The sequence below is a fragment of the Rhodonellum psychrophilum GCM71 = DSM 17998 genome (genome assembly GCF_000381545.1).
GTDB lineage: Bacteria > Bacteroidota > Bacteroidia > Cytophagales > Cyclobacteriaceae > Rhodonellum > Rhodonellum psychrophilum.
Map to the genome: position 1 here is coordinate 325,439 of NZ_KB906674.1, position 18,873 is coordinate 344,311.

Consider the following 18,873-nt stretch of genomic DNA (forward strand, 5'->3'; position numbering starts at 1 on the left):
GTTTTTTATCTCTTTTCCTCTTATTGCGCAGGAGAGTTCGAGAAATGGGTTTCTGAATCAAATCTTTGATTCCATTTCCGATGATCCCATAAAGTGTTCTTCAGAAATTCCTGATTGGGCCATTATGAGGTTAAAAAAAGTCCTGGAGACAGAGGGTTCTGGTTTTTCTACCAAGGGGCAAAACCAAAAATGTGAGCTCTCAAAAGAGGAGCGAAAATTTCTATTGGGTTTAGTTGAGAACAAGAAAATTAAAACTGTCCATGATTTTGAATCAAAGCTGAAAGTTGCTTCCCAAGAGGAAAAAATGGTTGTTGCAAATATGGGAGGAGGTCAAATATTCACCTTTTCCGAGCCTGTTTTTTTTAGGGACGATGCGATGGTCTTCTTTTTCCAAAGCAGATATTGCGGCTCCAAATGTGCAGAAGGAAGGTGGTCTGTCTACAGAAAACAATCCGGTGAGTGGGCTGAGTGTTTGGTTATTTTAAGTTTTGTTTCTTAAACCCGTATTATGCATTATCAATTCTATTCCGACCTGGAATTGATTCATAATCAGTTGGTTTTTAGTGTTTTTGACTTCATCATGTTGGACGATATATTAATTATCTAAATAGTCCGATTTTCTTGTATTTACAGGCTTATTTGTAAGACCAATGCATATTCCGGGTTAAAATATTATTGATGAAAAAAGTTGAAGATATCCTCAAATTGGGTGATCCCCGCCTTTATGAAATTTGTTCTCCAGTGACACATGAAGAACTTCCTTTAGTGGAAAATTGGGTGCAGGAACTCCACCAAGCGATGGAAGATGTCCGGAGAAGGTTTGGCTTTGGGCGTGGCATTGCAGCCCCACAATTGGGGATCATGAAACGTCTTTTCTACCTCAATCTGGACAAACGCTATACCATCATCAATCCCGAAATAAAAAATCCGAGTGAAGAAATGTTCGAACTTTGGGATGATTGCATGAGTTTTCCCAATCTCCTTGTCAAAGTGAAGAGGCACCAATCCCTCACACTGGAATATTTGGATGAAAATTGGGAAAGGCAATCGTGGGATGTGGATGGAGCGATTGCAGAATTGATCCAACATGAATTTGATCACTTGAATGGAGTGCTCTGCACGATGAGGGCGATGGATGACAAGGCCTTTAAGTGGAGGTAGTTTCAGCCTAAATTGTTTCCGGTATTCACACTTTCCGAGAAATTGAACCCATGGATAATCTTGTTCAGTTAAAGAAATTTTGTTTTCCAACTTATATAAAATTTTGTTTCAAGTCAGAAAATATTCTTTTTTAGAGGGGGGAGGGTGTTTCCAAAAGCTAAAAAAGCTTTTAGGTGTAAGCCTTTGAAGCAAAAAGAACATGGATAAACAATGATGTTTTCTACCTTTTTTAAGTGAAAAGGACGAAGACCTCATTATTTTTCATAGATTTATTTTTAGCCTTCCTAATCATGATGTTATTAGGGGTTAATTCGCGTAATTGGCTTATGCCAAACAGTTTGTTTTTCAAAAAGCATTCCATCCAGGAAGCTTTTTGCCTTTAAAGTGATGTGCCCTATGGAAATGACGGGAGAAGAAAAGTCAATTCAGTTGAACAAAATCATCGATGCGCAATCCTCTCAAATACAGGAGATGCTTAAGGAGCGGGCTGTGCTAAGAAAACAATTGCTTCGGGCAGAGAAACTCTCCACTTTGGGGCTTCTTTCGGCAGGCATTGTCCATGAAATCAAAAACCCTTTGGGCTTCATCAATAATTTTTCCGAGTTGAGCATAGAATACCTTCAAGAAGTCAAGGAACAACTCACGTCAATCCAAGAACAATCCGAGACAAACGAAATACGGGACTTGATAGAGGATGTTGAGACTAACCTGAACAAAATCCAGCACCATGGAGGCAGAATCAATCGCATTGTCACCTCCATGCTCCTTCATTCTCGAGAGGGCTCAGGGCAGTTTGAACCCTACGATCTCAACTTACTCATCACGGAGTTTGTCAACCTCGCTTTTCACGGGATGCGAGCAGGCAAAGACCCCATCAATGTGGATATTCAGCTTGATCTTGATAGAAGCATTCCTCTTGTCCCATTGAAGGCTGAAGATTTCAGCCGGGTGATCCTGAACCTCTGCAACAATGCTTTTGACGCATTAAGAGAAAAGAACGACAAGAGACTAAATCGTGAATATTCGGAGGGTCCCCATCACGAAGGGCCAAAGCTTACCGTTAAATCTGTGTGGAAGGAAGAATGGGTTGTATTGGAAATTGAGGACAATGGCCCCGGTATTCCCAAGTCCCATCGCGAGAAAATATTTGAACCTTTTTTTACAACCAAAAATAGATTGCAGGGCACAGGTTTGGGCCTTGGGATCACCCAGGACATCATCAAAAACCATAAAGGAAGCTTGGCTCTTGAAAGTGAGGAGAAGCTTTTCACCAGGTTTATAATTAAAATCCCAACCCATTTGAATTCACAGAATGAGAATATTGAGCGTTGATGATGAGAAAGACGCGGAAATGCTGTTCCGTCAAAATCCCGAAAGGAAATGAGAAGAGGGGAAGTGTATTTGGAATGTGCTTTTTCTAGGCAAAATGATTTGGTGTTCCTTGGGAAAGAAAAGCCCCCAAAGTGAGGGATGCCTTTTCAGATATCAGCATGTCCGGGATGGCTGGCTTGGAACTGCTGAGACTAGTCAAAGCCAAACAAACCGCAATCAATGAAAGCATGATTGCAGCATACGGAGACGAAGCAAACCACCACAAGGGGGTCAGTTCCGGCTCCAAAGAGTTTATTGCCAAGACAATACTTTTTGATTCACTCAAGGTGAAAATAGCAAAACCCATTAACAAATAAAACAATGGTCAAAATACTTGTAGTGGATGATGAAGTGGATTTGGAAGTTCTGATCAAACAGAAGTTCAGGCAAAAAATCAGACAGAATGAATACGAGTTTGTCTTCGCCTATAACGGACGGGATGCGCTGGATAAGCTTTTGGAACACCCCGACGTGGACATCGTGCTCAGCGACATCAACATGCCCGAAATGGACGGCCTCACCCTGCTCAGCAAGCTCAATGAGCAGGACGTTTTGCTGAAATCCGTGATGGTATCGGCTTACGGTGATATGGACAATATCCGCACGGCGATGAATAGGGGCGCATTTGACTTTGTCACAAAGCCGGTCAATTTCCCAGACTTGGAAATCACCATCGACAAGACCTTCAAGCATGTACAAACCATCCGCGAAATGCTTAAAACAGTGAAGGAAAATAACATCCTCAAGATGTATGTGGATGAGAATGTCCTCAACTTTATGGGTGGAAAGAAAATCGACAACATTCTTGCACACAATGAATTCATGCAGGGATCCGTGGTGTTTATTGATATTTGCGGGTTTACTTCCATTTCCGAAAATGAGCCAGCCAATAGAGTAGTGGAGCTATTGAATACTTATTTCGATATCATGGTGAAGGAAATTATCAGGGAAAATGGTGTGGTGGACAAATTTATGGGAGATGCGATAATGGCCACTTTTTGGGGAGATTATCACCTGGACAGAGCGATTGATGCCTGCCTTTCCATCAAAGAAAAAATAAAGGAAGTCGGCGGAAAAATCGAGTCAGGGTCCTACCAACCTGAGGTTTCCATTGGCATCAATACGGGAGGGATGGTCTGGGGAAATATAGGCTCCGTTACCCTCAAAAGATTGGATTACACAGTTATCGGGGACACGGTCAACGTGGCCTCACGCTTGCAGACCGCTGCCAGCAAAAACCAGATCTTGATATCGGAGGATTGCTACCTCCAAGTAAAAGACTCCTTTAAATGCCGAGAAGTAGGGCTTTTGAGTCTGAAAAACAAAAAAAATTCCATAAAAGCCTTTGAAGTGATCGAGTAGAAACAGGCGGCTCAAACAAGCATAATCCCCAATCAAATGATGAATACGAAAAAGAAAATTAACTGGAAGTCCATTTTTAATCCCAAATCTATTTTATTCACACTCATTGGGGTCTTTTTTGCGGTGGTAGGCCTTCAGGGCTTTATGGTGCCCAATAATTTTTTGGATGGAGGGGTCACGGGTCTCTCTATTCTGGCAACAGGGTTTTCAAACATACACATCAGTTTTCTTCTCGTTTTTTTTAATATTCCCTTTTTGATTATCGGGTTCAGGAAAATAGGCTACACCTTTGGGATCAAGGCGACTATTGCGGTTATATTGCTGGCCTTGGGGATGTACTTCTTTCATATCCAGCCTTTCACCACCGACAAGGTCCTGATTGCGGTATTCGGGGGCTTTTTTATTGGACTTGGAATTGGCTTTGTCATCAGGGGTGGGGGTGTCATCGACGGCCTTGAGGTCATCGGCTACTACACCCAAAAAAAATCAGGGTTCAGCTCAGGGGAGATCATCTTGGTCTTGAACACCTTGATTATCTTGGGCGCTGCCTACGAATTTGGGATTGAAACCGCCATGTATTCCATACTCGTTTACTTCACGGCTATGAAAACCTCGGACTACGTGGTGGATGGTTTTGAGGAATACACCGCACTCACCATCATTTCCAAGGAGCACCGGGCCATCAAGAGACTTCTGGTAGTGGATTTTGGGAAGGCGATATCGGTCTACAAAGGGGAGCGGGGTTATTTGCCCAAAAGCTTCGATGTCAAATTTGACTGTGACATCATCATGACCATCGTGACCCGTCTGGAAATTCACCGCATGAAGGAAGCTGCTGCGGAAATTGATCCAAATGCTTTCTTTTATGTGCAAAGTATCAAGGAGGTAAAGGGAGGAGTCATGAAAAAAAGAGCAGGCCATGATTAAGGAAAAAAGGGAAGATTCTCTCAGCTTTTCAAAAAATGGGTTGAATCCGAAATATGCATGAGGCTTCCTAATGGGGCTGAAACGGCAAGAAAATCAGGCTATTGGGAGAATTACCCATATCACTGATTTGGTGAAGTCAAAAATTAAAACAAAGACGGCTTAATTCAGCAATTACAATCTTGAATGGCGTTCGTACTGCATAAAACGGGTTGAACTGATCCAAAAGGGCTTGGTTTTAAGAAATCCTCTTGCCTTTTCAATATCAATCGGCTTAAATTAAAAAAAAAACAATTGATCAAGGGTCGGGGTTTTATTTCGCTTTTTTCCCAATGTATCGGGCTACTTTAAATTATTTCCCTAATTTTGCACCAATTTAGCCATCAATATATAAACCTCCTAAACCTCCGTTCTTAATGCCTAAGGATAGCAGTATCAAACACGTACTTATTATCGGTTCAGGTCCAATCGTCATTGGTCAAGCTTGTGAATTTGATTATGCAGGCTCCCAAGCCTCCAGATCACTCCGGGATGAAGGGATTACCGTCACCCTGATCAATTCGAATCCTGCCACGATCATGACGGATCCCGTCACTGCAGATCATGTTTATTTGCTCCCGCTGGAAAAGAAATCCATCATCAAAATCCTTCAGGACCATCCGGACATTGACTGTGTGCTCCCAACCATGGGCGGCCAAACGGCCCTCAACCTTGCCATTGACTGTGACAAGGCCGGGATTTGGAACAAATTCAACATCCGCATGATCGGTGTGGATATCGATGCCATTGAAACTGCCGAAAACAGGGAGAAATTCAAGGCCTTGATGGAAAAGCTTGGTGTGGGCGTTTGTATCGGTGATACGGCCTCCTCCTTCCTCGAAGGAAAAGAAATCGCTCAAGAAATAGGTTTCCCTTTGGTGATCCGTCCTTCCTACACATTGGGTGGATCTGGTGGAGGATTCGTGGAGAGAGCAGAAGATTTTGAAAAAGCGCTTGTCACTGGATTGCAAGCTTCCCCAACCCATGAGGTATTGATCGAACAAAGCATCACGGGCTGGAAGGAATATGAGTTGGAGGTACTGAGAGACAGTATCGGCAACATGGTGGTAATCTGCTCGATCGAAAACTTCGATCCAATGGGCATTCACACGGGGGATTCCATCACAGTAGCCCCGGCGATGACTTTGCCTGATACCGTTTATCAGGAGCTTAGGAACCAGGCAATCAAAATGATGAATGGGATCGGTAATTTTGCGGGCGGCTGCAACGTGCAGTTTTCCGTCAGCCCGGACAACAAAACCATCATCGGCATAGAAATCAACCCGAGGGTGTCGCGTTCCTCGGCTTTGGCCTCCAAGGCCACAGGATACCCGATTGCGAAAGTAGCCGCCAAATTGGCCATTGGCTATAATCTGGATGAAATCCCCAATTCGATCACAGGAAATACCTCCGCATTTTTTGAACCCGCCATCGATTATGTAATTGTCAAAATACCAAGATGGAATTTTGACAAATTCAAGGGTTCGGATAAGAAACTGGGCTTGTCCATGAAATCCGTTGGAGAAGTAATGGGTATCGGGCGAAATTTCCAAGAAGCGCTTCAAAAAGCCTGTCAGTCTCTGGAAATCAAGAGAAATGGTTTGGGTGCCGACGGCAAAGAGCTCAGGGACCAAGAAAAAATTCTTTACAGTCTGGCCAATGCAAGTTGGGATAGGCTTTTTCATATTTACGATGCCTTCAAGTTGGGCATTTCCTTCAGAACCATCCATGACCTGACCAAAATCGACAAATGGTTTCTCAAGCAGATTGAGGAACTGATCCTTTTGGAAGGGGAAATTGAAAAACATACCTTGGAGAACATTCCTAAGGATTTGATGGAAACAGCCAAGAAAAAAGGCTATTCCGACCGTCAAATTGCCCATCTGCTGCGCTGTTTGGAAAGTGAGGTTTTTAACAAAAGGTACAAGGAAATGGGCATCAAGCGGGTGTACAAACTCGTGGATACCTGTGCGGCTGAGTTTGAAGCCAAAACCCCTTATTTCTACTCCACCTTTGGTGAAGAAAACGAATCCATCCCTTCAGACCGCAAAAAAGTAGTGGTGTTGGGTTCCGGCCCCAATCGTGTCGGACAAGGCATCGAGTTTGACTATTCCTGTGTCCATGGGGTTTTGGCTGCCAAAGAATGCGGTTACGAAACGATCATGATCAACTGCAATCCTGAGACGGTTTCCACTGATTTTGATATTTCCGATAAACTCTACTTCGAGCCTGTATTTTGGGAACATATTTACGAAATCATTCTTTTGGAAAACCCTGTCGGTGTGATCGTCCAACTTGGCGGTCAAACAGCTTTGAAACTTGCCGAAAAGCTGGACAAACTCGGTATTCCAATCCTTGGCACCAGTTATGAAGCACTCGACTTGGCTGAGGACAGAGGGAGATTTTCAACCTTATTGAAGGACAACAATGTCCCTTATCCGGAATTTGGCACCATCCACAGCACGGATGAGGCACTTGAGCTTTGCAAAACGATAGGCTTCCCTCTTTTGGTGAGACCTTCCTATGTATTGGGTGGTCAGGGAATGAAGATTGTCATCAACGAAAAGGAACTGGAAGAGCACGTTGTGGAAGTCTTGCGGGACATTCCCAACAACGAGATTTTGTTGGATCATTTCCTTGAAAATGCCATTGAAGCCGAAGCGGATGCGATCTGCGATGGGGAAAATGTCTATATTATCGGCATCATGCAGCACATTGAGCCAGCGGGTATCCACTCGGGTGATTCCTATGCTGTGCTTCCTCCTTATAACCTAGGGGATTTCGTGATGCGCCAGATTGAGAGCTATACAGAAAAAATCGCCCTTGCACTCAGGACTGTAGGATTGATCAACATCCAGTTTGCCATCAAGAATGACAAAGTATATGTGATTGAAGCCAATCCAAGGGCTTCCAGAACTGTTCCTTTTATTTGTAAGGCATATCAGGAACCCTATGTCAATTATGCCGTTAAGGTTATGTTAGGAGAGAAAAAAGTGACGGATTTTGTTTTCAACCCGACCAAAAAGGGTTATGCGATCAAAGAACCGGTTTTCTCTTTCCATAAATTTCCTAACGTGAACAAGGAATTGGGACCCGAGATGAAATCCACGGGTGAAGCGATTTACTTCATCGATGACCTGATGGATGATTATTTCCTGAAGATCTATTCCGAGAGGAACTTGTACCTAAGTAGATAAATAAGCTTGGGGAAGGAAGATATCCCAAGAGGAAAATCTTCCTTCCCTTTTCCAATAAAAAATTTAAATATGGGATTAGTATTCAAATTATTGCTCTTTTTTATTGCCATCTCATGGATCTTTTCCAAGCTGATGGGGTTTTTCCTCAGAAGCAAGTTGAAACAATTTGTGGCGCATTCCGATAATCTCCAGAAAGAAGAACAGCGGAGAAAGAGGCCTGCCGATGGAAGCGTGAACGTTGATTTTGTCCCGACGGATTTCAAGGAAAGAAAATCCAAGGAAATCAGGGGCGGGGATTATGTCGATTATGAAGAAGTAAAAGAATAGAAGATCAAAGGTTTTGATTTTTTTGGGAAAAGGGTTTGCAATGGTACACCCTGTATTTCTCCCCTTCTTTGGTTCCAATTAAGAATTCATGGCCTCCATCTTTGAGGTTGAATTTGTTTTTGAAGGCTTCCGCTTTCAGGGAATAGTTCCGGGTGATAACATTGACAATACCCTTTGGGAATTTTTTCTTCAGCTCTTTTTTGTCTGCCTTCACTTCCCCGATTACCTCAAAAACCCTTCCTGGAATGCGCTCCTCCAATACATCGGTGGTATACAGATGACTGTTGGGATGCAGTTTCTTCAGTTGAAACCTTTCTGAAAAGGATTTGAAAGCCCCGGCTTTCAGCAGGGATGCATTGGGTTCGATCAAATACTTGCCCGTTGCCCCAAATATGGCGTTCGCGGTTTCTTCCTCATTATAAGTAAATGCAAAGGTCTGTTTTCCTTCGGGGGTCAAATCCGTACAGATGATTTCTGGCTCGTTTTCAGCTTCGGCATTGCTCCAGTAAAGCAGGATTTCCTTCACTTCGTTTTTGACCGATAAGACCCATATTTTTTGGATTTTGGGCAGTTCTTTCAATGCACTCTTGATTTCAAGAATAGGAGAGGCCTTGACCAGTATTTGGTTTGCCTTATTGGTCAACAAATCCCAGAGGTCCGTTACATCCGGTTCGCAATCCGAGAATTTATAGAGTTTCTGGTTATGGTCTCCCCGTCGGGCCGGGTCAAGATAGATCAGGTCAAAATAGTGGGGAGTAGTTCGCAGGAACGTGATGGCATCCCCGGAATGGACCGCAAATTTATTCGGCTGCAAGAGCTCAAAATTTTGTTGGACGATCGCCGCAAGGCTTTCATTTCGCTCAAAATAAGTGACGGTGTCGAAATGCTGCCCAATAAAAAAAGTGTCCACGCCAAATCCTCCGGTCATGTCCAGAAAACCTCTGCCTGAAACGAATTCGGCTTTAAACTTTGCGGTTTCTTCTGAAGAGCATTGCTCCACCGAAATCCCCGCTGGAAATATAACCTCTGGATTTGCTGCCCAGGTGGGGAGTTTTTTTTTGGCCTTTTGTCGGGCAGAAATTTGCTGTACGGCAGTTTTCAGGTCAAAATCCGTTTTCCCCTGATATTTAAAAAGTAAAAGTGCAGGATCTTCTTGAAGATGATCCTGCACGAATTTTTTCAAAGCTTCGGTATGGAGGCTTTTGAAGTCCAATTTAGACCAATCCTTTTTTTATCAGATAATCCGCGATTTGTACCGCATTTGTTGCAGCGCCTTTTCTTAAATTATCGGCCACTATCCACATGTTGAGTGTGTTTGGCTGGGATTCGTCTCTTCTCAATCGGCCGACAAATACATCGTCCTTCTTGTGCGCCGTCAATGGCATGGGGTAAATATTGTTGGCCGGATCATCCTGTACGACGATTCCCGGGGCATTGGAAAGCAATTCCCTAACCTCAGCCAAATCAAAATCATTGTTGAATTCCACGTTGACTGATTCGGAATGTCCGCCCATGGTTGGGATTCTGACTGTGGTAGCAGTGACTTGGATGCTGTCATCGCTGAAGATCTTTTTGGTCTCCTTGATCATTTTCATTTCTTCCTTGGTGTATCCGTTTTCCTGGAATACATCGATATGGGGAAGGACGTTCAAGTCAATTTTGTGTGGATAGACCATTTCAGGAGTTTCTCCGTTTCTTTCCGCCATCATTTGGTCCACTGCGGCTTTGCCGGTTCCGGTGACGGATTGATAGGTGGATACCACGACACGTTTTATACCATATTTTTTCCGAAGGGGATCCAAAGCCAATACCATCTGAATGGTGGAGCAATTTGGATTTGCAATGATTTTGTCCTCTTTCGTCAATTCAGAGGCGTTGATTTCAGGAACCACCAATTTTTTGCTTGGATCCATTCTCCAGGCAGAGGAATTGTCGATGACGACCGTGCCTACTGCCGCAAACTGAGGTGCCCATTCCAGAGATGTACTTCCGCCTGCCGAAAAAATAGCAATGTCCGGTTTCTCAGAAATTGCCTGTTTCAATCCAACGACTGTATGTTCCTTACCTTGGTAAGTGATTTTTTTGCCCGCAGATCTTTCGCTGGCGACCAAAAGTAATTCGTCAAATTGGAATTGGTGCTCATGCAGCACCTCGAGGATTTCTGAGCCTACCAGACCGGTAGCTCCCACAACTGCGAGTTTCATGCTTATGGATTTTAATGATGGTTAAATATGCCCTGCAAATGTAAGGTAAGAATTCCCATTTGTGCTAATTATTGATGCGATAATTACTTTAATATCAAACGAATGTCCCGATTGTTGCAAAAAACGCAAGCTTAGTCGGGTAAACGTTTATTTTGAAGCCCATTTAAAAACTATTTTTTAAATTTATTTTTATGGGAAATTTGGGTTTTTCTTGGTGTTTTGGCGCTTTTGGCCTTCTCGCCCTGCTTTTTTCGACTTCGTGCAATGCGTTTGCACAGGTACAAGGCTTTGAAAATGAGTTTGCGATCGTCAATCATCCTGAAACATTTTTGCCCAATTGGTCAGCCAATGTGGTCAGCGCAAGTTCCTCAAGGGTTTTTCATGCCAAAGGGGAAGGGAAAAATGGGTCAAATGCTTTAGCCGTCCAAACCATCGGTTCATTCAATGCCGAGATTTTTACCGAAATCATTTTGGGTACATTTCCATCTCCAGCAATTGGGTTTTATGCCAAAACCAAACAGAATGGGTCGGGCACCAGACCTGTTTCTGTTTTTCTCTCCTTTTCCAAAAACCAGGGAGCGGAATTCCAATTTCGAACGCAGGTAGGAGAAAACGGAACCTTCCAAAACAAAAATTCAGAGTACGCATTTTTTGAAATCCCCATCCCCCAATTGCTACAAAGTGAAGCCAAATTGGTCGTCAAAATAGAGGTGCTTTATGGGCTAGGTTCCGGGTCGGCTGCCAGGTTTTTAATGGATGATTTTGGACTTGCTTCCAGTCCAATGCCCCGTGGGCAAATCCGTGTATTGGAAAAACGATTGCTGAATCCATTTTCTGTGTTCCTTAAAATGGATCAAGAAATCAAAGGCCTTGCCCAGGAGCAAGTGACTTTGCAGGGCAATTCCCTATCAAGGCTCGCTTTTCCCACCGATTCCACCTTCGTCTTACATTTCAATGAGCCAATTGTAGCCGATTCCCAACAAATCATCCTTCAAAATGTGACTGCCAAAAACGGAGATTTGACCACGGATCTATCGCTGGAGATACGAAACGATACCATTTCCCTTGGGGAAGTATTGATTGTGGGACCGGAAAGGATTAGGCTCAGCTTCAGCCGGTTTTTTGACCCGGCGGTCACTTCGCAGACTTCACTTTACCAAGTCAATGGACGAAGCCCTGTGGATATTTTGCTGATGGAAAATCTGTTTGAAGTGGAGCTGCTGTTGGACAATCCACTTCCCCTATCGCAACTTCATGAGATCACCGTGTTCAGTAACAAAGGAACAAATGGGAAGGAGGGTCAAAACCAAAAGCGGGAAATCTATTACGACGACTACTTGGAGGCTGTCTTTGCCAAGGATTCCAAGACGATCCAACTCATCCATGATCTCGAGTTGGACATGGATGTACTGGACCTGGAACGTTTCAGGATTGCGGATCAGGATTTTACTTTCCAGCGCTTGGAAGTGCCTGATGACTTGAGGGTACTTTCCCTTTCTTTGAATAGAGAAATGGAGGAAAACCTTCAATATCTCTTTTCCATACCTCCTAGAAGGAGTCGAAGGGGGATTTGGATTCCTGGTTCCAAAAAGGAAATCGTCTGGGATAAGACCTCGCCGACTTTGGTCAGCGCAATCGGCATAGGGCCAAAGAAACTTCTCTTGACTTTTTCGGAGCCAATCGATCCGGTGTTTGCGTCCATGCCCCAAAATTATACCCTAGGAGGAAAACAACCCGAATCGGTCATTCTTCAGGAAAATCCTAGTCAGGTGGTTTTGGTGTGGGAGCAATCCTTCTTGGACCAGGCAAACTATGTGCTTGAGATCAGCCAGATTCCGGATCGGGCAGGAAATTTTATTGTCCCAAGCGCATTTCCTTTCCTCTTCAAGGATCCGGACCGCTTGGTTTTCAAATCCCTGATCATCAATGAGGTGATGGCTGCGCCTAGGGATGAAAATATTTTGCCCAATGTGGAATATATCGAGCTCTTGAATGTGAGCCAAGAATGGATTTCCCTTGGAGGATTGTCACTGGCCAATTCCAGAAGCGCGACGGTTTTGCCGGCAGATACACTGGGGCCTGGTGGATATGTACTTTTGGTGTCCAGAACACAAGCGAGTCAGTTTGTTGAATTTGGGAAGGTGTTGGGTTTGACGAATTGGCCAACATTGCTCAATGCCGGAGATCACCTCAGATTGCTTGACAGAACGGGGAATATTGTGGACAGCCTCCTATATTCTACCTTAAGTTATGGGGGTTCTGCGATCGCTCAGGGAGGCTACAGTCTGGAAATCGTCAATCCATATTATCCTTGCCATGCGACTTCCAACCTAAAACCTTCCTTGTCTCCAAATCGTGGGACGCCAGGAAAGATCAATTCCGTTTTTGACGATACGCCGGACAGAATTGCTCCGAGATTGCTTCAGGCAAGGGCTGTCGGGGATTCTGCGGTGGTACTTTTGTTTTCAAAATCCTTGGCTGCAGATTTGGCAGCCGCAAAATTGTCCTTTGTGCCAAATCTACCCCTGAAAAATTTTTCCTTATCGGCCAATGGATTATCTGTGATTGTGACATTTGGGGAGGAACTGAAAGAGGGGACGAGGTATTCCATTCAGGTGGGAAATGTCAGGGATTGTGTCGGTAATCTGATCAGTCCGGAGCACAATGAGATGTTTTTTGCCATTCCTTCGGAGGCGGTTTTGGGGGATTTGATTCTCAATGAAGTCCTTTTCAATCCAAGGACGGGTTTTCCCAAATTTGTGGAAATTTACAATGCCTCTGGAAAATACCTGAACTTGAGGGATTGGAAACTGGCCAATCTGGACAACGATGGCCTTGTGGCCAACCGTACGGTATTGTTTCATGAAGACCAACTGGTGGATCCTTTTTCCTATATGGTGTTCACTACGGATGCTAAAAAGTTAAAATCCGAATACCCAAAGGGGGATGCCGGCAGGTTTGTGGAATTGGCAGCATTGCCAAGTTATCCGATAGCTGCTGGGAATGTTGTTTTTCTGAATCCTGATGAAAGCATCAAGGAGCATTTTTCCTATTCAGACAAGATGCACCATGCCCTATTGAAGGAAACCAGGGGAGTCTCATTGGAAAGGTTGTCTGCTTCAGTTCAAATTGAAAAGCCAAGCAATTGGCATTCTGCCTCGGCCTCTGAGGGGTTTGCCACTCCGGGATATAAAAACTCGCAAGTATATACAGAAGAGGGGGAATTTGGCATTCATGTTCAACCAAAGGTATTTGCCCCAGATGCTCTGGGACAGCAGAATTTCACCACCATCTCCTACAAAATGGAACAATCCGGTAATTTGGCGACCATCAGGATCTACGGGATAGATGGGAAACTGGTGAAGGAATTGGCACAGGGGGAGATTTGGGGAGATTCCGGGTTTTATACCTGGGAGGGCACAGATCAAGGAGGAAGAAAAGTCAGGCCAGGTTATTACATCGTTTGGGTAGAAATTTTTGATCTAAATGGAAATGTCAGTCGGATCAAGAAAACTGTTGTTGTTGGATCCAAATTTTAAAAAAAAATGAAAATTTAAGGTAAAAAGTACTATATTAGAAAGTGAAAATCAATTAAAACAAAGCTCTTATGGAAAATGACCTAATCACCCAAACATTAAAGACCTATTTCCTAAAAAAGGGCAAGAATCTAAAGGTTATCCAGCGATACCTGAGAATAAAGTACAATTTGGCGATGGATGAAAAGCTACTGCAGAAGAGGTTGCAAAATCTCTCTATAAATTAAAAAGCCGTCGAAAGACGGTTTTTTTTTTATTTCAAATTGCTTGGTGTATTTTAGAGGACTTTTTGATTGAGATCTAAAGATCAAAAAAACACTTCTTTAACGACAAAGATATGAACCAGGTAGAAAAAACAGCTTACGCTCCAGAAGAGCTTAAGGAATTCGAAGAACTTATTTTGGGAAAATTGGCAATAGCCAAAGAAGAACTGGTCTCTCTAAAAGAAACCTTGAGCAAAAAAAACGATACCGGAACTGATTTCACTTCATCAACATCAAAATTGCTGGAAGATGGAGCAGACACTTTGGAAAGGGAAAGCTTGAGTCAACTTGCTGCTAGGCAACAAAAATTCATCACCAATCTCGAAAATGCCCTTGTCCGTATTAAAAATGCAACATACGGGGTTTGTGTGGATACAGGGAAGTTGATTCCCAAGGAAAGGTTAAGGGCCGTTCCGCACACCATGCATTCAATTGAAGCCAAGCTCGCGAAAAAATAAGTGGATTTTCTTCCCAAGCATATTGAAGCTTTGATATTTTGTTCACCATCTCCGTTAGGCATTGAGGAGATTCAAAAGTGTCTAACGGAAATGTTTGAAAGTGAAGTCCCGAATGAGCACATCAAAGCAGCTATTTTGACTTTGCGCAACAAGTACCAAGAGGATGATTTTTCGTTTTCCTTGGAGCATTTAGGTGGTGGGTATCAATTTTTGACCAAGCCGGCCTACAAAGCCAGCATTTCCATATTGCTCAAACAACAATCGCACAAAAGACTCTCCACGGCTCAAATGGAGACACTTTCCATTATTGCCTACAAACAACCGGTTACCAAATCCGAAATTGAACAGATTCGCGGCGTGAATTGTGATTATTCTGTCCAGAAATTATTGGAGAAGGAATTGGTTGCGATCAAAGGAAAATCGGAAGGGGTGGGCAGGCCTATGCTTTATGGAACAAGTGATAAATTCATGGAATATTTTGGCATCAATGCATTGAAGGACCTTCCTCAGCCCAAGGATTTTTCTCAGGAAGAAAACCAGATCGGAGAGGAGAAAGAGTAGTTATGCCTCAATTTTTCTGACTTCTGCATGTGCGGAGATGAGGTATTTTTTTCCGGAGGGAATTTCAATGCAAAGAACCCTTGTTCTTCGTACAGTTTCCTTTTGGAATTTCCGTCCTTTCAATTCAAAAATTGACCCCAGTTTTATATCATTCAATAGTGAATGTCCCGGTTCCTGGTTTTGGAGATTGTATTTCTTGATTTCCCTATTTAAAAAGAGATCTGCGCCTGTACTCGCTTTTGGATTGAGCATGTGTCTTTTGAGAGGGATGAGGATGTCTTTGGGGAAGACCAAATCTGACAGCATAGGCGAAATGATTTCCTGAAAAGTTTTTTTCCATTCCAACCCGTGTGGCTTGATCGCAATGCCATAATTCTTGAATGCCCGATGGTGTGCAACCTCATGGATGTAGGTGATCAGGAATTGAAAGGTATTGAGGTCTGAATTGATTGTGATGGTCTGGATGGGTCTATCCTTCCTATACCTAAAATCACCCAACTTGGTGCTTCTGCTCTTGGTGATCAAAAAATTGAAAGGGTCCTCGTTCCAAAGATCCCAGCAATATTGAACGGAATTCTCGGGAAGATGAAGGTTTAGGGAATTGAAGATTTTTTGGGCAGTACTCATCCACTCAAAGATAAATAGGATTGATCAAAAAAAAACCCCGCAGATGCGGGGTTTTTAATTTTTTTTGAAGAGTGAGGAATTAACCTTCAACTACAACTTCAACATTTTCAGTTGAATCTTCAAGTACTTCTTCAGTAGCTTCTTCAATAACTTCAGGAGTTTCTTCAATGACTACTTCAACTTCAGTAGTCTCTTCTGAAACTTCTTTGTTTCCGCAAGATGCAGTGAACAACATACCAGCTACAGCGAATAATGCAAATACCTTTTTCATGTTTTTTTGTTTGTTTCTTAATTCAAGGATGCAAATTTACGACCATTCATGTAACTATCAAGCAATCGATCAAATATTTTTTATTTCTTTTTGTAAGTCACCTTGATTGGAACGCCCTCAAAATCAAAGTTTTCCCTGATTCTGTTTTCCAAATATCGTGTATAAGGCGCCTTGATGTATTGTGGAAGGTTACAGAAGAAAGCAATCACCGGATTTCTTGTCGGAAGTTGGGTGATGTATTTGATTTTGATATACTTCCCTTTCCAGGCTGGTGGAGGATATCTTTCGATTTCCGCCAAGATGATGTCATTCAATTTCGACGTAGGGATTTTTCGGGTCTTGTTTTCATACACCTTTACAGCCAGTTCTATTGCCTGCAAAATCCTTTGTTTGTTGACCACCGAAGTGAAAATGATGGGTATCCATCTGTTTTCGCCAAGTTTTTCAAGCATGTCTTCCTTGAATTTGTCCATGGTTTTGTGATCCTTTTCGATCAAATCCCATTTGTTGACAACAATCATGATGCCTTTGTTATTTTTTATCCCCAAGGAGATCAAGTTGCTGTCCTGTGCCTCAAGTCCTCTGGTGGCGTCGATCATGATGATCAGTACATCGGATTCTTCCAATGTTCTCAGCGAGCGCATGACGGAGTAAAACTCGATATCTTCATGTACTTTGGCTTTTTTCCTGATTCCTGCCGTATCGGTGATGATGAAATCCTGACCGAAGAGTTTGTATCTGGTGTGGATGGCATCACGGGTGGTTCCTGCTTCGTCGGTGACGATGGAGCGTTCTGTGCCCAAAAGGGTGTTGAGGAAAGAGGATTTACCCACGTTTGGTCGGCCGAGGATGGCGATTTTTGGCACTCCTGCATCTGGATCTTCGTCTCCTTCGTCGGGAAATTCCTTGATGACTGCATCCAAGAGGTCTCCTGTGCCACTTCCACTGACCGCAGCGATGGGATACACTTCGTTGTCACCAAGTCCCAGGCTGTAGAATTCTGTAGCCATCAACAACCTTTCTGTATTGTCGGCCTTGTTGGCGACAATGAAAATAGGTTTTTTGGTCTTCCTGAGTACTTTGGCGAATTCCAAATCCAGTTCTGTCACTCCTTCGAAACAATCCACCACAAACAAAATCACGCTGGCCTCATCCAAGGCAAGTTTCACTTGTTTTCTGATTTCTGATTCAAATATATCTTCTGATCCGATGACATATCCACCGGTATCGATCACGGAGAAAAATTTTCCTCCCCACTGAGCATGCCCGTAATGGCGGTCTCTGGTGACACCGCTCATGTTGTCTTCGATGGCTTTTCGCTCCTCTACTAACCTATTGAAAAAGGTAGACTTCCCAACATTGGGTCTACCCACTATCGCTACTATATTTGCCATTCTGTTTTTATCTTATTGGTCGTAACCAAATTTTTTCAATTTCAATTTATTTTTTCTCCAGTCGTCTTCCACCTTCACGTAGGTTTCCAGGAAGATTTTCTTTCCGAAGAACTTTTCCATTTCAGCACGGGCTTGGATACCCACTCTTTTCAGTGCCTTTCCACCTTCACCGATGATGATGCCTTTTTGGCTTTCTCTCTCGACGTAGATAATGGCTCGGATCCGTATGATTTTCTCATCCTCATAAAAGTCCTCAATCGCCACTTCAGTGCTGTAGGGGATTTCTTTTTTATAATTGTTGAAGATTTTCTCCCGGATGATTTCAGAAGCAAAGAAACGTTCCGGCTTGTCGGTAAGTTCGGCTTTGTCGTAAAATGGGGGATGGTCAGGAAGCCTGTCAAGGATTTCCTGGAGAATACGCTCTGTGTTAAAACTTTCTGTGGCCGAAATGGGGATTACCGTTTCGGCTTTTAATCTTTGGGTCCAGTAGGCAGTCACCTCTTCCAATTGATTTTCCTTGGAAAGATCAATTTTGTTGATGACCAGAAGTACAGGAGTACCGGATTGGTTGATCTTTTCAATTACGTCTTCTATTTCTTCTTCAGTTTCAAATAGATCGGTTACGAAAAGGATCACATCTGCATCCTCCAGGGAGATGTTGACAAAACTCATCATGCTTTTGTGAAGCTCGTACTTGGGCTTCAGCATTCCGGGGGTATCGGAAAAAACAATCTGATAGTTGTCGTCATTGATCAGGCCCATGATCCTGTGACGGGTCGTTTGTGCCTTGGAGGAGATGATCGAAAGTCTTTCACCTATAAGCACATTCATGAGCGTGGATTTGCCTACATTGGGTTTTCCGATGATATTGACAAAGCCAGCTTTGTGTGTGATTTCAGTCATGACAATAATTTTTTTTTGCAAAGGTACTTGATTTTATAGAATATCTATTTACCTTTGTATCACAATAAAGGACAAGGCGTCAAAAAATGATTTGAAGCCCCTTTAATTTTCAGATCGATACCAATAATTACAAAGATATATCGCGGGATGGAGCAGTTGGTAGCTCGTCGGGCTCATAACCCGAAGGTCACAGGTTCGAGTCCTGTTCCCGCTACTTTTAGACTCCGAACAATGTAAAAATTGTTCGGAGTTTTTTGTTTTTCAGGCATTTAGCA

17 protein-coding genes and 1 tRNA gene are annotated in these 18,873 nt (G+C 43.2%); 12 read left to right on the plus strand and 6 right to left on the minus strand.

All coding sequences use genetic code 11. The annotated features are described in order from the left end of the window. Nucleotides 1-124 precede the first annotated feature (124 nt). The 8 genes from F824_RS0104610 to F824_RS0104645 all read left to right on the plus strand — a co-directional run bounded on the left by F824_RS0104610 (nucleotide 125) and on the right by F824_RS0104645 (nucleotide 8,381). The gene (locus tag F824_RS0104610) at nucleotides 125-499 is read left to right on the plus strand and encodes a hypothetical protein (protein ID WP_139189616.1); all 375 of its coding nucleotides are present in this window, start codon (nucleotides 125-127) and stop codon (nucleotides 497-499) included. A gap of 179 nt (nucleotides 500-678) precedes the next feature. Continuing rightward, nucleotides 679-1,161: a peptide deformylase gene (locus tag F824_RS0104615; RefSeq protein WP_019596691.1), complete on the plus strand. Its 483-nt coding sequence runs from the start codon at nucleotides 679-681 to the stop codon at nucleotides 1,159-1,161. A 396-nt stretch (nucleotides 1,162-1,557) separates the two neighbouring features. Next, nucleotides 1,558-2,493 carry a sensor histidine kinase gene (locus tag F824_RS25545; protein ID WP_019596692.1) on the plus strand — a complete coding sequence of 312 codons (936 nt, stop codon included), beginning with the start codon at nucleotides 1,558-1,560 and terminating at the stop codon, nucleotides 2,491-2,493. 131 nt (nucleotides 2,494-2,624) lie between these two features. After that, nucleotides 2,625-2,849, plus strand: coding sequence for a response regulator (locus F824_RS27920; RefSeq protein WP_019596693.1), 225 nt, complete (start codon nucleotides 2,625-2,627; stop codon nucleotides 2,847-2,849). 4 nt (nucleotides 2,850-2,853) lie between these two features. Continuing rightward, a complete protein-coding gene (locus tag F824_RS0104630; RefSeq protein WP_019596694.1) occupies nucleotides 2,854-3,894 on the plus strand; it encodes an adenylate/guanylate cyclase domain-containing protein in 1,041 nt (346 codons plus the stop codon). A 36-nt stretch (nucleotides 3,895-3,930) separates the two neighbouring features. Then, nucleotides 3,931-4,821 (plus strand): YitT family protein, encoded by an 891-nt coding sequence (locus F824_RS0104635; protein ID WP_026333496.1) that lies wholly within the window; start codon nucleotides 3,931-3,933, stop codon nucleotides 4,819-4,821. 413 nt (nucleotides 4,822-5,234) lie between these two features. Further along, nucleotides 5,235-8,054, plus strand: a complete 2,820-nt coding sequence (gene carB, locus F824_RS0104640) for a carbamoyl-phosphate synthase large subunit (protein WP_019596696.1) — start codon at nucleotides 5,235-5,237, stop codon at nucleotides 8,052-8,054. Nucleotides 8,055-8,123: 69 nt separating this feature from the next. Next, nucleotides 8,124-8,381 (plus strand): DUF4834 family protein, encoded by a 258-nt coding sequence (locus tag F824_RS0104645; RefSeq protein WP_026333497.1) that lies wholly within the window; start codon nucleotides 8,124-8,126, stop codon nucleotides 8,379-8,381. A 4-nt stretch (nucleotides 8,382-8,385) separates the two neighbouring features. Here the strand turns inward: F824_RS0104645 and F824_RS0104650 are convergent, their stop codons facing one another. After that, nucleotides 8,386-9,594 (minus strand): class I SAM-dependent methyltransferase, encoded by a 1,209-nt coding sequence (locus tag F824_RS0104650; protein ID WP_019596698.1) that lies wholly within the window; start codon nucleotides 9,592-9,594, stop codon nucleotides 8,386-8,388. A gap of 1 nt (nucleotide 9,595) precedes the next feature. Then, nucleotides 9,596-10,585: an aspartate-semialdehyde dehydrogenase gene (locus tag F824_RS0104655; RefSeq protein WP_019596699.1), complete on the minus strand. Its 990-nt coding sequence runs from the start codon at nucleotides 10,583-10,585 to the stop codon at nucleotides 9,596-9,598. 191 nt (nucleotides 10,586-10,776) lie between these two features. On the opposite strand from F824_RS0104655, the gene F824_RS25555 reads away from it, so the two are divergent. From F824_RS25555 to scpB, 3 genes are all read left to right on the plus strand, one after another. After that, on the plus strand, nucleotides 10,777-14,124 hold the full coding sequence (locus F824_RS25555; RefSeq protein WP_019596700.1) for a lamin tail domain-containing protein: 3,348 nt from the start codon (nucleotides 10,777-10,779) through the stop codon (nucleotides 14,122-14,124). 334 nt (nucleotides 14,125-14,458) lie between these two features. Then, complete coding sequence (locus F824_RS0104670; RefSeq protein ID WP_019596702.1) at nucleotides 14,459-14,842, plus strand: TraR/DksA family transcriptional regulator; 384 nt, start codon at nucleotides 14,459-14,461, stop codon at nucleotides 14,840-14,842. Beyond that, entirely contained in the window at nucleotides 14,843-15,403 is a 561-nt protein-coding gene (gene scpB / locus F824_RS0104675) for an SMC-Scp complex subunit ScpB (RefSeq protein WP_026333498.1), read from the plus strand. Here scpB and F824_RS0104680 read toward each other — a convergent pair whose 3' ends face one another. The 4 genes from F824_RS0104680 to era form a co-directional block, all read right to left on the minus strand. Continuing rightward, nucleotides 15,404-16,030 (minus strand): SprT-like domain-containing protein, encoded by a 627-nt coding sequence (locus F824_RS0104680; RefSeq protein ID WP_019596704.1) that lies wholly within the window; start codon nucleotides 16,028-16,030, stop codon nucleotides 15,404-15,406. A gap of 79 nt (nucleotides 16,031-16,109) precedes the next feature. Further along, entirely contained in the window at nucleotides 16,110-16,301 is a 192-nt protein-coding gene (locus F824_RS0104685; protein ID WP_019596705.1) for a hypothetical protein, read from the minus strand. An 80-nt stretch (nucleotides 16,302-16,381) separates the two neighbouring features. Further along, nucleotides 16,382-17,695 carry a ribosome biogenesis GTPase Der gene (der, locus tag F824_RS0104690; RefSeq protein ID WP_019596706.1) on the minus strand — a complete coding sequence of 438 codons (1,314 nt, stop codon included), beginning with the start codon at nucleotides 17,693-17,695 and terminating at the stop codon, nucleotides 16,382-16,384. Between the two features lie 12 nt (nucleotides 17,696-17,707). Then, entirely contained in the window at nucleotides 17,708-18,598 is an 891-nt protein-coding gene (gene era / locus F824_RS0104695) for a GTPase Era (protein ID WP_019596707.1), read from the minus strand. Nucleotides 18,599-18,739: 141 nt separating this feature from the next. On the opposite strand from era, the gene F824_RS0104700 reads away from it, so the two are divergent. Then, nucleotides 18,740-18,812: transfer RNA gene (locus tag F824_RS0104700), tRNA-Met, on the plus strand. Nucleotides 18,813-18,873: the final 61 nt, after the last annotated feature.